This window comes from Actinomadura sp. NPDC048394 (genome assembly GCF_040651755.1).
Classification (GTDB): domain Bacteria; phylum Actinomycetota; class Actinomycetes; order Streptosporangiales; family Streptosporangiaceae; genus Spirillospora; species Spirillospora montaniterrae.
The window spans coordinates 1-14,299 of record NZ_JBEZJL010000145.1 but is presented as its reverse complement, the minus strand read 5'-3'; the positions used below and the strand labels follow the sequence as shown (position 1 = coordinate 14,299).

Below are 14,299 nucleotides of genomic sequence, written 5' to 3'. Positions count from 1 at the left end.
CCCGCGATCCGGGCGAGCTGCCGGTACGTCTTGGTCGTCGACAGCGGTGTCGCTGCCTCCGGAGCCCGCGGCCTCGATCGCGGCGCGGCCGGCCTCCAGCCGCGCCACCGGTACCCGGAACGGCGAGCAGGACACGTAGTCGAGGCCGACCTCGTGGCAGAAGTGCACCGAGTCGGGGTCGCCGCCGTGCTCGCCGCAGATCCCCAGCTTGATCCCCGGACGGGCCTTGCGGCCCTCCTCGGCGGCGATCCGGACGAGCCGCCCGACGCCCTCCCGGTCGAGGGTCTCGAACGGCGACACCCCGAAGATCCCGAGTTCGAGGTAGCGGGAGAAGAACGCCGCCTCGACGTCGTCGCGGGAGAAGCCCCACGTCGTCTGGGTGAGGTCGTTGGTGCCGAAGGAGAAGAACTCGGCGGCCTCGGCGATCTGCCCGGCGGTCAGCGCCGCCCGCGGCAGCTCGATCATGGTGCCGACCAGCGCCGGGACGTCCACGCCGGTGGACTCCTTGACGCCGTCGAGGATGGCGCGCGCCTCGTCGCGGACGGCCTCCAGCTCCTGCACCGCCCCGACGAGCGGGATCATGATCTCCGGGCGCGGGTCGCCGCCGGCGGCCTTGCGGGCGGCGGCGGCCTCGGCGATCGCGCGGACCTGCATGCCGAACAGGCCCGGAATCACCAAACCCAGCCGCACGCCGCGCAACCCCAACATAGGGTTCTGCTCGTGCAGTCGGGTGACTGCCTCGAGCAGTCTCCGGTCCTTGGGGTCGGCGCCGTCGCCGGCGAGGGCCACCCTGACCGACAGCTCGGTGAGGTCGGGGAGGAACTCGTGCAGCGGCGGGTCGATGAGCCGGATCGTGACCGGCAGCCCGTCCATGGCCTCGAAGATGCCCTCGAAGTCCTGCTTCTGCAGCGGCTCCAGGGCGTCCAGCGCGGCCTGCCGCTCGTCGTCGCCCTCGGCGAGGATGAGCTGCTCGACGAGCTGCCGCCGGTCGCCGAGGAACATGTGCTCGGTGCGGCACAGGCCGATGCCCTTGGCGCCGAACCGGCGAGCCCGCGCCGCGTCCTCGGGGTTGTCGGCGTTGGCGCGCACCGCCATCGCCGCCTTCGCGTCGGCGTGCTCCATGACGCGGTCCACCGCGACGACCAGCTCGTCGCCGTCGGCGGCGGACAGCTCGCCCTCGAAGTACCGGACGACCGGGGAGTCCTCGACCGGGACCTCGCCGAGGTAGACGTCGCCGGACGTCCCGTCGATCGAGATGACGTCGCCCTCGCCGACGGTGACGCCGCCGGGCGCGGTGAACGTCCCGGCCTTGACGTCGACGTCGAGCTCCTCGGCGCCGCACACGCAGGTCTTGCCCATGCCGCGGGCGACGACGGCGGCGTGCGAGGTCTTGCCGCCGCGGGAGGTCAGCACGCCCTTCGCGGCGACCATGCCGGACAGGTCGTCGGGGTTGGTCTCGCGGCGGACGAGGATCACGTCCTCGCCCTGCTCGGCCAGCTCGACGGCCCGCTCGGAGGTGAACACGGCCTTGCCGACGGCGGCGCCGGGCGAGGCGTTCATGCCCTTGGTGATCTTCTTGACGCCGTCGACCTTGCTGGCGAACCGGGGGAACATCAGCTGCGCGAGCTGGTCACCGGTGACCCGGAGGGCCGCCTCGTCGGCGTCGATCAGCCCCTGGTCGAGCAGCTGGCAGGCGATCCGGAACGCGGCGGCGGCGGTCCGCTTGCCGACCCGGGTCTGCAGCATCCACAGCTTCCCGCGCTCGATCGTGAACTCGATGTCGCACATGTCGCGGTAGTGGTTCTCGAGCGTCTCCATGATCTCGAGAAGCCGGTCGTAGGACGCCTTGTCGATCCGCTCCAGCTCCGTCAGCGGGACCGTGTTGCGGATGCCGGCGACGACGTCCTCGCCCTGCGCGTTCTGCAGGTAGTCGCCGTAGATGCCCTGGTGCCCGGACGCGGGGTCGCGGGTGAAGGCGACGCCCGTCCCCGAGTCCATCCCCATGTTGCCGAAGACCATCGAGCAGATGTTGACGGCGGTGCCGAGGTCGACGGGGATGCGCTCCTGGCGGCGGTACAAAATCGCGCGGTCGGCGTTCCAGGACTCGAACACCGCCTCGGTGGCGAGGTCCATCTGCTCGCGCGGGTCGGTCGGGAACTCCCGCCCGGCCTGCTCGCGGACGATCGTCTTGAACCGCTCCACCAGCTCCTTGAAGTCGTCGGCGGTGAGGTCCACGTCGTCGTCGGTGCCGCGGGCCCGCTTGACGTCCTCGACGGCGTCCTCGAACAGGTCGCCGTCCACGTCCAGGACCGTCTTGCCGAACATCTGGATCAGCCGGCGGTAGGAGTCCCACGCGAACCGCTCGTCGCCGGCCTGGGCGGCGAGGCCGTGCACCGACTCGTCGTTGAGACCGACGTTCAGGACGGTCTCCATCATCCCGGGCATGCTGAACTTGGCCCCCGAGCGCACGCTGACCAGCAGCGGGTCGTCCGGCTGGCCGAGCTTCTTGCCCATCGCCTTCTCCAGCGCGGCGAGGTGGGCGTTCACCTCCTCCGCCAGCCCGTCGGGCAGGGTCCCGTGCTCAAGGTAATGCCGGCAGGCCTCCGCGGTGATCGTGAACCCGGGAGGCACGGGCAGGCCGAGGTTGGTCATCTCGGCCAGGTTGGCGCCCTTGCCGCCCAGCAGATCCTTGAGGTCCTTGTTTCCCTCGGTGAAGTCGTACACGAACTTCGGCACGGGGAGCTCCTTCTCGCTCCGGTTCCACCCAGTGGCAGTGCCGGACCCTCGCGCCGGGGAGCGCGCACCGTCGCGTTCTCCCAGGCGGCAACGGGTCCGCTGCCCTGTTTGCCGGGACTGTACCCGCGCCTGACCGGATCTCCCGGCACCCCGTTCCCGGAGCGGCGTTTTCGCAGCTCAGAGGCACTTTAATGGTCTATTCCAAGTGGTCTATTCCACTACCTGGAAGGCAACGACGCCCATGAGGCCGCACACCGCGCGCCCGGCGCCGGGGAAACACCTCGCGCTCCTGGCGCACCCATTGCTCTGGAGAGGGAATGATGGATCAAGGAGGTGAGGCTGTGAGGCCGAAGGTCGCCGGCGGCCGGGCGGGAGACCCGTTCGCCCCGATCGCCGATTTCGGGTTCCTGTCCGACTGCGAGACGACCGCGCTCGTCGCGCCCAGCGGGAACATCGAGTGGATGTGCCTGCCGAAGATGGACTCGCCGAGCGTGTTCGGCTCCATCCTGGACCGGGACGCCGGATACTTCCGGGTCGGCCCCGCGGGCGTGGAGGTGCCCGCCGCGCAGCGCTACATCCCCGGCACCATGGTCATGGAGACGACCTGGTGGGTGCACGGGGGCTGGCTGGTGGTCACCGACGCCCTGCTGATGGGGCCGTGGCACCACGAGACGGAACGCTCCCACACGCACCGCCGCGCCCCCACCGACTACGACGCCGACCACGTCTTGCTGCGGATGGTGCGGTGCGTGAACGGCCAGGTCCAGGTCCGGCTCGACTGCATGCCGGTGTTCGACTACGGCCAGACCCCGGCCCGCTGGGAGCACACCGGCGCCGGGTACCACGAGGCCGTCGCGCGCGGGAACGGCGTCGGGCTCCGGCTGACCACCGACATGAACGTCGGGTTCGAGGGGTCCCTCGCGACGTCCCGGACGCTGCTGAAGCAGGGCGAGTCCCGGTTCGTGGCGCTGTCGTGGAGCGAGCACGCCGCGCCGTCGTCGTGGGAGGAGGCGCAGGAGCGGCTCGTCTGGACCGTCCACCACTGGCAGCACTGGCTGGACCGCGGCCGGTTCCCCGACCACCCGTGGCGCAGCCACCTGCAGCGCAGCGCGCTCACCCTGAAGGGGCTGACGTTCGCGCCGTCGGGCGCGGTCGCGGCCGCGGCGACGACGTCGCTGCCGGAGACGCCGGGCGGCGACCGGAACTGGGACTACCGCTACACCTGGATCCGCGACTCCACCATGGCGCTGTGGGCCTTCTACACCCTCGGCTACGACTGGGAGGCCAACGACTTCTTCTACTTCATCACCGACGTCGCCGAGGCCGCCGAGGGCAAGCTGCAGATCATGTACGGGCTGGACGGCCGGGAGGAGCTGCCCGAGTCCACGCTCGAGCACCTGACCGGCTACGACAACGCCCGCCCGGTGCGCATCGGCAACGAGGCGTACATGCAGGCCCAGCACGACGTGTGGGGCGCGATCATCGGGTCGATCTACCTGTTCGTGCGCAAGCGCGACCGGCTCGACGACCGGCTCTGGAAGATCGTCGTCAAGCAGGTGGAGGACGCGCTCGCCAACTGGCGCACCCCCGACTGCGGGATGTGGGAGGTGCGCGGCGAGCCGCAGCACTTCACCTCCTCGAAGGTGTTCTGCTGGGTCGCGGCCGACCGCGGCGCGCGGCTGGCCCGGATCCGCGGCGACCAGGAGCGGGCGCGCCGCTGGCAGGCCGCCGCCGACGAGATCCACGCGGACGTGCTGGCGAACGCGCTCGACGAGCGCGGCGTGTTCACCGCGCACTACGGCGCGGACGCGCTGGACGCGTCGGCGCTGCTGATCCCGCTGCTGGGGTTCCTGCCGGCCGACGACAAGCGGGTCCGGGAGACGGTCCTCGCCATCGCGGACGAGCTGTCGGAGGACGACCTCGTCCTGCGGTACCGGGCGACCGAGACCGACGACGGGTTCGAGTCGGAGGAGGGCACCTTCACGATCTGCTCGTTCTGGCTGGTCAGCACGCTGGTGATGATCGGTGAGCTGGACCGGGCGCGGGCGCTGTGCGAGAAGCTGCTGTCGTACGCGAGCCCGCTGCAGCTGTACGCCGAGGAGATCGACCCGCACACCGGGCGGCACCTCGGCAACTTCCCGCAGGCGTTCACCCACCTCGCGCTGATCAACGCGGTGATGCAGGTGATCAACGCGGAGGGCGAGCAGGAGCAGCCGCCGCTGGCCTGAGCCGCCGGGCGCCGTGACCTGAACCGCCGGGCGCCGTGGCCGGGGTCGTCCCGGGCCACGGCGCCTTTTCGCGGCGGTTCAGCTCGCGGCCGGGGCGACCCGGCCGAGCGGCGCCGGGCTGATCACCGGGTGCGCCTTCAGGTACGCGACGAACGCCTCGTGGTCGGGCAGCTCGTTGCGGTACGCGCCGGTGAACCCGGTGAACGCGGTGTAGCCGTCCGCGCCGATCAGCGTGTACGCGAGCGCGGCGAGCCGGTACTTCTTGGACGGGTCGAGCGGCTTCCCGTCGATCGTGACGTGCGCCGGGTCGACGCGGGCGCCGGCCGGCCGCGACGCGTCGTAGGAGTAGCGGACGTTCTCCGACACGGCGAACGGCGCGAACTTCGCGCCCTGCCACTGCTGCTCCAACGCCTGATGGATCTGCTCGCCGGTCACCGTGACGGTGAGGATCGGGTTGCCGTACCCGTAGGCGCTCCACGCCTCGCCGAACGTCACGCGCCCGTCGGCGTCGCCGGCGCCGGTCCCCTTCGCGTACGGCAGGTCCCGCGCGACCGCGTTCGAGCCGGTGACGGGCTTGGTGGCGACGAGCGCGAGATCGGCGCGGCCCTTGCGGGACGTCCCGGCCGCCCAGTACTGGACGTCGGCGGCGAGGTCCCCCATGGTGCTCTCGCCGCTGCCGTTCTGCGTTCGGGTGAAGTCGCCGGTCTGCCGCGCCAGCGGCTGCGCGGACCGCTCGTCGCCGCGCGCCGTCCAGTAGTCGGCGATCTTCTGCACGGCCGGGTCGGGGGCGATGTCCCTGGTCACCGGATGGTTGACGGCCCTGGTCTCACCCCGGATCACCTCGCCGTGGGCGTCCAGCCGCAGGTCGATCTCGCTGATCAGCCGCCCGTGGTTGAGGCCCTCGATGACCGGGCGGGGGTTCCCGGCCGGGTCGGCGATCGTGCAGGTGAAGCCGGCGTGCCAGTGCCCGGTGAAGATCGCGTCGATGTCCGGCGACGCCTGCTTCGCGAAGTCGATGACGGGGCCGTGCGGGTCCTTGCAGCCGTCGAAGCCCGCGCCGTCCGCCGACCCGCCGTCGTGGACGTTCGCGACGATCGCCTTCACACCGCGCTTCTTCAGCTCCGCCGCGTACCTGTTCGCCGTCTCCAGCAGCGGAAGCGACCGCAGGTCCGGCTGGTAGGACGTGGACCCGGTCGGGGTGTCCGGGACGGTCAGGTCGATGAACCCGACCGGGACCTTCCGGCCGCCGTCCCCGCGCACCCACTCGATGTTGTACGGCTTCAGGATCGGCTTCCCGGTCTTCGCGCCGACGATGTTGCCGGTGTAGAAGGGGAAGTCCGCGCCCCGGAACCGCTTGCCGGTGGAGTCGGTGAAGCAGCTGTCGACGTCCACCGTGCCGAAGCAGCGGCCCTTCATCATGTGGTCCTTGAGGAACCCCGCCGACACGTCGAGCTCGTGGTTGCCGACCGTGGAGAACCGGACGCCGAGCCTGTTGAGCACCTCGATCGTCGGCTCGTCCCGGAACGCGTCGACCTCGAACGGCCAGCCGCTGAAGTTGTCGCCGACCGAGAACAGGATCGAGTTCTTCTTGCCCGCGCGGAGCCGCTCCAGGTGCGCGGCGTTGTAGGCGGCGCCGCCGACCTTCAGGACCGTCCCGTCCGGCAGCTTCACCTGCCCGTTCGCCGCGTCGTCGTAGGGCTGCAGGTAGCCGTGGAAGTCGGTGATGGACAGCAGCTGCACGTCGACGGGGCCGGGCTGCCCGGCGTGCGCGGCGGGCACCGTCCCCGCTGTGAGGGCGGCGAGGGCGACCGCGCCCCCGGCCAGCCGTCGGGACATTCGAGACACAGGGCACCTTCCGCCGGTCGGACCGATCGGCAGAAGATCATCAGCACCGGGTGTCCGGCGGGCGAGGAGAAGATCATCGCCAGGTGAACGGCCATGATCACAACTTGGCGACGACCGCCGGAAATGCGCTATTTGTGACCTTGATCGCGTACTTTCCCGCTGTGACAACGCCACCGGACGCTGACGACGTCCAGGACACCCCCGAAGAACCGTCCGCCGCGGCCGCCTGGACGCCGCCGGGCACCGGCACCGCCGCTCCCCCATCACCGGAGCACGCCGCCGCCTTCGCACCGCCCGCACCCGGCCCGGCGCCCGCGCCTCGCCGGACGAACCGGTTCGCGATCGTCGCCCTGCTCAGCGGGATCTTCGGCCTCGTCGTGTTCGCGATCGGCTTCGCGATCGCCGCCTTCGTCCAGGCGGGCCGCCGCGGCGAGAAGGGCAAGGGCCTCGCGGCCGGCGGCCTCGCCGCGTCCGCCGCCTGGATCACCGCCGCCGTGCTCGTCCTCGCCACGGGCGTCCTGGAGTCCGGCATCGGCGACGCCCCGCAGAGCAAGGGCGGGAAGCCGCGCGTCACCGCCCTCCTCGCCGGCGACTGCTTCACCGATCTCCAGGACGACCGGACCAGCGTCTACGTGACCAAGACGCCGTGCACCCGGCCGCACGAGGGAGAGATCGGCGCCGTCGTCACCCTGGCCGACGCCCCCTATCCCGGCGACGCGACGCTCCTCACCGAAGCGACGAAGGAGTGCCGGGACAAAGCCGGGTTCCTGCTGAAAAGCCGCTACTCCGGCCACCTCGAACTGCACATCGACCGCCCTCGCCGGGCCGCCTGGGTCAAGGGCCACCACGACGTCATCTGCGTCCTGCGCTACACCGGCTCCGAAAAGCTCACCTCCACGCTCGCATCCGCTCTCCAGGGGAACCTGCAGTGGACGACACAACTGCGGCCGGGCGACTGCATCAAGAAGTGGAGTGCCGCCGACAAGCAGCCGCTGGTCGAGTGCACCGAGCCCCACGAGTACGAACTGTTCGCCGTTTTCACCCTCCAGGGCAACGAATACCCCGGTGAGAAGGCGATCGAGAGGAAGGCCGACGAAGGGTGCGCCACCCGCGCCAAACGGCTGTGGCATGGCAAGCCTCCGTCCAGCGCGGATCCGGCGTTCTGGGGTCCGACCAGGGACGGCTGGGAGTCGCAGGGCTCGCGGCTCGTCTACTGCATGGTCACCGGCAGGGGCGGCCCGCTCAAGAAATCAGTGGTCCCGCACTGACCGGAATCCTCCCGAACCGCTGCCTGAAAGGCTCGGCCCTCGAATGAACGCGCAAGACGCTCCGGAGCCCGAACCGGCACCGCCGGCGGACGCCGGGGCGTCCCCCGAACCCGCCGCACAGGCGCCCGCCCGCAGGAACCCGCTCGCGATCGCCGCGCTGATCAGCAGCCTCCTCGGGCTGGGCATTCTCGCGGTCGCCCTCGCCGTCACCGCCCTCGCCCAGATCGTGCGCCGCCACGAGAAGGGCGAGCGCGAGAAGGGCACGGCGCTGGCCTTCTCCGCCATCGCCGTCTCCGCCGCCTGGCTCATCGCTTTGTCGCTTGTCATGGCATATGGACCGCGCCTTCACCGCACCGGCGGCACGGGCAGGGTAGCCGTGGCCAGGCTGAATACCGGCGAATGCTTCATCGGACTGGAGAAGACGGCCGCGGACCGGCTCGTGACCGTGCTGCCGTGTACGCGTCCCCACGACGGGGAGATAGCCGCGCAGGCGTCCCTGCCGGACGACGACACCTACCCCGGCGACCAGGGGCTCTCCGACGAGGCGGAAAAGGTCTGCACGGCCAGGTTCAATTTCCTGGCCCAGAGCCGCTATCTGGACGATCTCGACGAATTCATCGACGAACCCACCCCGTCGAACTGGCTTCGCGGGGACCGGCATGTGACGTGCGCCGTCCTCTACAGGGGCGGCACCCCGCTGTCCGAGCCGCTCGCCGCCACCGTCGACATCCATCGGAAACCGGTGGGCGCGCTCGTCGCCGGCGACTGCCTCGCGAAATGGGACGCCGAGGCCTCCATGGTCAGTCCCGTTTCCTGTTCGCAGCCGCACGAGATAGAGGTCTACGCCACAGCAGACCTGTTCGAACTGCGGTTGGGAAGCAATCCGTTCGCCTACCCGGGGAAGAAGGCGCTCGCCCGCAAGGCGGCGCACGCGTGCGGTGAGCATGCGGAACAGGTTTTCGGCGGGCATCCGCCGGCCGGCGGCGTGCTGGACTTCATGGCGCCTTCCGCCGAGAAGTGGGGCGCCGGGCTCCCGTCGGTCATCTGTGTGGTGAAGGCCCGGAACGGAATGCTGACACGAACGGTGGTCACGAAATGACGACACCTCCCTCCGAAGAGGGGAACGGCTCGGCCTCACCTGAAACCGGTCGTCCTGACGCACCTGGGAAGCGGGTGGATCCGGCCGCGTGGGCGCCGCCGGACGGCTCGTCCGGCGAAGTGCCGCTCGGGGACCTGCCGGACAGGCCGGAGGTGGTGGTGCGCCCGGCGCTCGGAGCCGGTGCCGGCGGAAGGGGAGCGACCCCGGCGCCGGCCGCGGCCCCGGAACCGGTGTTCTGGCAGCGGACGAACGGGTGGGCCAAGGGCGCGCTCGTCACCGGGCTCGTCGGATTGGCGCCGCTGTCGATCGCGTTCGCGATCGCGGCGTTCGTGCAGACGGGTCGCCGCGACGAGAAGGGCCGGGGACTGGCGGTCGGCGGGCTCGCGGCGTCGGTGGCGTGGATCCTCACCGGCGCCGTCGCCGTCGCCATCGCCGCGGGCTCCCTCCTCTCCCCGGAACGCGACGAGGCCGGTCACATCACCGGGAGCGGCAAGACCGTCCTCTCACGCCTCAAGGTCGGCGACTGCTTCACCGGGTTCGGGAAGGACCAGACCGAGGTGCTCGTCACCGCACTGCCGTGCACGCGCCCGCACGACGGTGAGATCGTCGCGGAGGCGATGCTGTCCGAAGGGGGCATCGCTCCCGGCGATGAGGGACTGGAGGCGGAGGCGGCGAAGATCTGCACGGACCGGCTCGAGTTCCTCACGAAGAGCCGTTACTTCAAGGATCTTCAAATCTACGTCGAAAAGCCCGACCTGGCGGCCCGGCGGAACGGCGACCGGCGGGTGACGTGCGCGATGCGTTACACCGGTGCAGGGGGCTTGAACGCGCCGCTGGCCACGACCGTCGACCAGGACCTGAAGTCGTTGAGGGAGGTCGAGGTCGGCGACTGCTTCGTCGAATGGGAGCTCGCCGATCCGGTGGCACGAAGCGTCCCGTGCACCGAACCGCATAAGGTCCAGGTCTATGCCGTGTTCTACCTGTCCCAGGAGGGCCTGGCGACTGCGGGCAGCCCCTGGGAGTACCCGGGAAGAAAGGTCGTCGAAAAGTACGCGGCGACCGGGTGCGGGAAGAGGGCGGACAAGGTCTTCGCCAAGAATCCGCCGCCCGTCGATCTGGAGAACTACTATCGGGCGCCGTCGAGTCGGGACTGGAGATTCAGTGAGCAGAAAGTGGTCTGCCTCGCCCAGCCGGCGCACGGGACGCTGAAGAAGTCCGTGCTGGGCAAGTGACCGCGGACGGCGTGCCGCCGGTCAGGGGCGGCGGCACGCCGTGGGGGGTCAGACGACGGCGCCGGAGTCGCCTGGGGTGCGGGCGGCGCGGGGCGCTGCGGTGCGGGGGCGTGGCGGCGGGCCCGCGAAGCGTTCCAGGACGATCGCGAGCGGCGTGGCGGTGAAGACGCTGGAGTAGGTGCCGACGAGGATGCCCGCAAGGAGCGCGATCGCGAAGTCGGTCAGCGTGTCGCCACCGAGGACGGCGAGGGCGGCCAGGATGAACAGGGCGCCCATGCCGGTGTTGACGGTGCGGGGGACGGTCTGCAGCGCTCCCCGGTTCGCGACGTCCGCGAAGGGGGCGCGGGGTTCGGCCGTCCACAGTTCCCGGACGCGGTCGAACACCACGACGGAGTCGTTCACCGAGTAGCCGATGACGGTGAGCAGCGCGGCGAGGAAGACACCGTCGACGGGCTTGCCGAGCCAGGCGAACAGGCCGGTGACGATCACGACGTCGTGCAGCATCGCCAGCACGGACCCGGCCGCGAACGTCCAGCGGAACCGGAACGTCAGGTAGCCGAGCTGCACCAGCAGGGCCACGCCGAGCGCGATCAGGGCCTTGGTGCGCATCTCGCCGCCGAGGCTCGGGCCGATCAGCTCGTCGCGCTGCTTCGTCGCGCCGCCGCCCTGCCGCGCGAGCGCGTCGCGGATGCGCTTCTCCTGCGCGTCGGTGAGCTCGGTGGTGCGGACGGCGATGCCGTCCTTGCCGGACGTCTGCACGGTGGCCTGCGGGAATCCGGCGCGGGCGACGGCGGTGCGGGCGTCGCCGATGTCGACGGGACGGTTCGTGGTGTACTCGACGGCGCGTCCGCCGGTGAACTCGACGCCGTAGTTCAGGCCCCGGGCGAAGATCCCGGTGAGGGCGAGGACGACGGCGAGACCGGAGATCGCGAGCCAGAGGGTGCGGCGCCTCATCAGGTCGGGACGGCGGTGGTCGAGCCATCGGCGGATCCGGCCCCCGGCGCCGAGACCGCCGGCCTTGGAGCGGCCGATCCTCGGCATGCGGGCCAGAGCGGCATCGGTGAGGACGCGGCTGAGCAGCATCGCGGAGACCAGCGAGGCGAGCACGCCGATGCACAGGGTGACGCCGAAGCCCTTGACCGGTCCGGACGCGAGGAAGAACAGCAGGCCGCCGGCGAGCAGCGTGGTGGCGGCGGAGTCGGCGATCGCCGACCACGCCTTGGTGAACCCGATGGCGAGGGCGTTGCGGGGGGACCGGCCGGGCGCGGCGGCGCGTTCCTCCCGGGCGCGTTCGAACGCGAGCACGTTCGCGTCGATCGCCATGCCGATCGCCAGGACGAACCCGGCGAGGCCGGGCAGGGTGAGGGTGGCGCCGGCGGCGACGAGCGCGGCGTAGGAGATCAGCGCGTAGCCGGCGAGCGCGGCGGTGGCGAGCAGGCCGACGAGCCGGTAGACGGCGGCGATGAACAGGCCGGTGAGGGCGACGCCGATGACGGCGGCCCAGGCGCTGGCCCTGATCGCCTCCTCGCCGAGGGTGGGGCCGACGACCCGCTGCTCGACGATCTTCACCGGGACGGGCAGCGCGCCGCCCTGCACCAGCGCCGCGAGGTCCTTGGCCTCGTCGGCGCCGAAGTTGCCGGTGATCCGGGTGGACCCGCCAGTGATCCCGGTGCCGCAGGCGACGTCGGCGCTGACCTGCGGCGACGAGATGACCTTGCCGTCCAGGACGAACGCGACGCGGCGCTCGTCGCCGGTGGCGCAGGCGGCCTTGGCGGTCGCCTTCTCCCAGGCCGCGCCGCCCCCTCCGCGGAACGTGATGCCGACGTCCCAGCCGCCGAGGCCCTCGGGGTCGAAGGACGCGGCGGCCGAGCCGACGCCGTCGCCGGTGAGCACGGCGGGCCCGATGATGACCGGCCGGCCGCTCTCGTCCGGGATCTCCTTCTCGCCGGTGCCGGCCGGTCCGTCGGCCGCGCGGACGGGGTGGGCGGTGAGCTGGGCCGTCCGGCCGAGCAGCGCGGCGGCGTGCGACGGGTCCTGGACGTCGGGGAGTTCGACGATCAGCCGGCGGTCGCCGGACCGGGTGATGGACGCCTCGGCGACGCCGAGCGCGTCGATGCGGCGGTGCAGGACCTGGCGGGCGCGGTCGGTGGCGTCACGGCCGGCCTTCGCGGTCGGCGAGTCCCGGGTCTCGAGGACGATCTGGGTCCCGCCGCGCAGGTCGAGGCCCAGCCGGGCGGGTTCGGACAGGGCGAAGTACAGCGATGCGGCGAGCACGGCGAACGCCAGGACCGCCCGCACCGCGTTGGCGCGAGTCAAGGGGAAACCTCCACACGGAGCTATGGCGCCACCGCTTCGCAGGGGGCGGCGCCGCTGGACGGAACGTCAGATCCGTGTGGCGGTGGGCGGGGCGCGTCCCCGCGGGGCGCCCGTGGGGGCGACGACGGGCTCGGTGAAGCGGGCGGCGGGCCGGACCGTCCGGACGAGCGCCGGGCGGACGTCGGGCCCGGCGGGCGCAAGCGCGCCCGGCGCGACCGGTGCGGACGGCCCGGCGTGGTGCCGCGCCGCCGCCGCTGCGGCGTGCGTCGTGCGGGGCGCGGACGCCCGTCCGGTGACGTGCTGGACGGTGGCGGCACGGGCGATGGCGCCTACGCCACCGCCGTGCGCTCCGGCGGTGAGGGCGCTCGCGGCGGGCGCTCCGGCGAGGCCGAGGAGCCCGAGCGCGACGGCGAGCAGCCAGCGGACGGCGGCGGGCGAGGCGGGCGAGCGGCGCGGTTCGCGCATGGCCCTCCTCCGTCCCTCGGCCGACGCGGGGCCGCCGGGGCGGCCATGGTCCGCCCAATCTAGGCCACTTCGCGACCGGGCGCATTGGACCGCAACAAAGCGAGCAAGCACGGAGTCGGGACTCCGTCAACCGGGTCCCGCGCCACAGCCCCCTACCGGGCCGCCGCCCGCCCGGCCTTACCAGCAGACACTGGCTGGTGTCCCAATCCGGCCAGGCCGGGTTCGGCCCCCGGCCATTGCCCGGCCCGGAAAGGCGAATTACTTTCGCGTTGCCCACCCCGAACCGGACAAAGGAGTTTCCGGTGGCACGTATCAGACAGACCGCGATCATCGGGACCGCCGCCCTGGCCGTCCTCGCCGCGGGGATCGCCCCCGCCTCGGCCGCGGGCACGACCATCCGCAAGGGCTCGGCCACCGCCGCCCCCTACTCCGGCAACGTGCAGGCCTCGCTGCTCGGCAACGCGACCGTCTCCACCTCGATCGGCAGCGGCTCCTGCAGCCAGTCGACGATGAAGGGATCGATCAACTCCGACGGCACCGGCCTCAGCATCGGCAGCGCGACCTTCACCAGCTGCACCGGCACCGCCTCCGTCACGATCACCGCGCAGAAGCTGCCGTGGACCGGCGGCACCGTCGTCTACGACTCCGGCCACACCGGCAACCGCGACGCGGCGGTCACCATCGCCAACTTCAGCGTCAAGGCCGTCGTCGACCTGTTCGGCGGCATCACCTGCATCTTCGGCGGCAACCTCACCGCCAACGGCTACAACCCCGACAACGCCAACCGTCCCGTCACCAGCAACAACCAGGCCCAGGTCGGCGTGAACGGCGCCACGGTGAACAAGCAGTCCGGCAGCAACTTCCTCTGCCCGTCCACCGCCACCGTCACCGCGACCTACCAGCTCCAGGGCGAGACCACCGCCGGATCCGGCACCTACGACCAGACCCTGTACGTCACGGGCTGATCACCAGAGGGGTGCGCTCCCGAGCGACGTGCTCCCATCGCCGCGATCGATCGCTCCCGGCAGCGCTCCCGATGAAGAAGCGGGCCGCCACAGCCCGCCGCGCGCCGAGGTGCACCGGGAGCGCCGGCACGACCTGTCGATCACG

The 14,299-nt window shown here is 71.6% G+C and carries 9 protein-coding genes; 5 read left to right on the top strand and 4 right to left on the bottom strand.

Features of this window, described 5'->3' with window-relative positions:
• Positions 1–2,736: pyruvate, phosphate dikinase (gene ppdK, locus AB0C78_RS49690; protein ID WP_360762509.1), on the bottom strand; the 2,736-nt coding region annotated here is incomplete at its 3' end.
• 341 nt (positions 2,737–3,077) lie between these two features.
• On the opposite strand from ppdK, the gene AB0C78_RS49685 reads away from it, so the two are divergent.
• Entirely contained in the window at positions 3,078–4,964 is a 1,887-nt protein-coding gene (locus AB0C78_RS49685) for a glycoside hydrolase family 15 protein (RefSeq protein WP_360762506.1), read from the top strand.
• A gap of 78 nt (positions 4,965–5,042) precedes the next feature.
• Here the strand turns inward: AB0C78_RS49685 and AB0C78_RS49680 are convergent, their stop codons facing one another.
• Complete coding sequence (locus tag AB0C78_RS49680; RefSeq protein WP_360762503.1) at positions 5,043–6,800, bottom strand: bifunctional UDP-sugar hydrolase/5'-nucleotidase; 1,758 nt, start codon at positions 6,798–6,800, stop codon at positions 5,043–5,045.
• A gap of 170 nt (positions 6,801–6,970) precedes the next feature.
• Here AB0C78_RS49680 and AB0C78_RS49675 point away from each other — a divergent pair, with 170 nt between their 5' ends.
• Genes AB0C78_RS49675 through AB0C78_RS49665 form a run of 3 tightly spaced genes read left to right on the top strand, consistent with a single transcriptional unit; the run spans position 6,971 to position 10,408 of the window.
• Positions 6,971–8,077 (top strand): septum formation family protein, encoded by a 1,107-nt coding sequence (locus tag AB0C78_RS49675; RefSeq protein ID WP_360762500.1) that lies wholly within the window; start codon positions 6,971–6,973, stop codon positions 8,075–8,077.
• Positions 8,078–8,120: 43 nt separating this feature from the next.
• Positions 8,121–9,176 carry a septum formation family protein gene (locus AB0C78_RS49670; RefSeq protein ID WP_360762497.1) on the top strand — a complete coding sequence of 352 codons (1,056 nt, stop codon included), beginning with the start codon at positions 8,121–8,123 and terminating at the stop codon, positions 9,174–9,176.
• Positions 9,095–10,408 carry a septum formation family protein gene (locus tag AB0C78_RS49665; RefSeq protein WP_360762494.1) on the top strand — a complete coding sequence of 438 codons (1,314 nt, stop codon included), beginning with the start codon at positions 9,095–9,097 and terminating at the stop codon, positions 10,406–10,408. The genes AB0C78_RS49670 and AB0C78_RS49665 overlap by 82 nt, the downstream gene beginning before the upstream one ends.
• A 48-nt stretch (positions 10,409–10,456) precedes the next feature.
• Here the strand turns inward: AB0C78_RS49665 and secD are convergent, their stop codons facing one another.
• Both secD and AB0C78_RS49655 read right to left on the bottom strand, forming a co-directional pair.
• Positions 10,457–12,724 carry a protein translocase subunit SecD gene (secD, locus tag AB0C78_RS49660; protein WP_360762492.1) on the bottom strand — a complete coding sequence of 756 codons (2,268 nt, stop codon included), beginning with the start codon at positions 12,722–12,724 and terminating at the stop codon, positions 10,457–10,459.
• Positions 12,725–12,790: 66 nt separating this feature from the next.
• Positions 12,791–13,189 carry a hypothetical protein gene (locus AB0C78_RS49655; RefSeq protein ID WP_360762489.1) on the bottom strand — a complete coding sequence of 133 codons (399 nt, stop codon included), beginning with the start codon at positions 13,187–13,189 and terminating at the stop codon, positions 12,791–12,793.
• Between the two features lie 302 nt (positions 13,190–13,491).
• On the opposite strand from AB0C78_RS49655, the gene AB0C78_RS49650 reads away from it, so the two are divergent.
• Positions 13,492–14,154 carry a hypothetical protein gene (locus AB0C78_RS49650; protein ID WP_360762487.1) on the top strand — a complete coding sequence of 221 codons (663 nt, stop codon included), beginning with the start codon at positions 13,492–13,494 and terminating at the stop codon, positions 14,152–14,154.
• Positions 14,155–14,299: the final 145 nt, after the last annotated feature.

Bases quoted from the DNA above. Each gene is read 5' to 3' on its own strand.
- AB0C78_RS49680 (WP_360762503.1), bottom strand. From the start codon at position 6,800: ATGTCCCGACGGCTGGCCGGGGGCGCGGTCGCCCTCGCCGCCCTCACA.
- AB0C78_RS49670 (WP_360762497.1), top strand. From the start codon at position 8,121: ATGAACGCGCAAGACGCTCCGGAGCCCGAACCGGCACCGCCGGCGGAC.
- AB0C78_RS49655 (WP_360762489.1), bottom strand. From the start codon at position 13,189: ATGCGCGAACCGCGCCGCTCGCCCGCCTCGCCCGCCGCCGTCCGCTGG.